This is a genomic window from Burkholderia sp. ABCPW 14 (assembly GCF_001523835.1).
Lineage (GTDB): Bacteria > Pseudomonadota > Gammaproteobacteria > Burkholderiales > Burkholderiaceae > Burkholderia > Burkholderia mayonis.
In genome coordinates this window covers 1-526 of sequence record NZ_LOVS01000207.1, presented here as the reverse complement: position 1 = coordinate 526, position 526 = coordinate 1, and the positions used below count along the sequence as shown (strand labels likewise).

The 526-nt window shown below is 65.2% G+C and carries 1 protein-coding gene; it reads left to right on the top strand.

Features of this window, described 5'->3' with window-relative positions; genetic code table 11:
• The coding region (locus tag WS62_RS31190) for a DUF2827 family protein (protein ID WP_156441196.1) at positions 1–526 on the top strand (526 nt) is incomplete at both ends.

The following is a 526-nucleotide window of genomic DNA, read 5'->3' as shown; positions in this document are numbered from 1 at the left end:
TCGCTGTTCGTGCGCGGCGCCGGCCAGTCGCTGTGGGAGAACGGCATTTTTCAGAACTGCCTGCTGCTCGTGCTGCTGCTGCGCCAGTCGCCGCTCGTCGCCGAAGCGGTGATGATCAACGGCGGCGTAAGCGACGCCGATCCGCAGTTGATGCTCGGCGAATGGAACGTGCCGCTCGTCTCGACGGACGAGGCGATGACGCGCTGCGATGTGGTGATCGAGATGAGCGCGCAGTTCAACGCCGGCTGGATCGCCGCGTATCAGCAGCGCGGCGGCAAGGTCGTGACGATGCGTGTCGGCAACGACTACGTGATCGACATCGAGCGTGCGATTTTCGACAAGCCGTCCGGCTTCCTGTTTTCGGGCGCGCGCTACGACGGCGTCTGGACGATTCCCGAGTTCGAGCACTCGTGCGGACACTACCTCGAATCGGGGCTGCGCAGCCCGGTGACGATCGTGCCGCACATCTGGCATCCGCTGTTGTTCGACAAGGCGCGCGCGACGCTCGGCCCGGGCCTCGAATTCG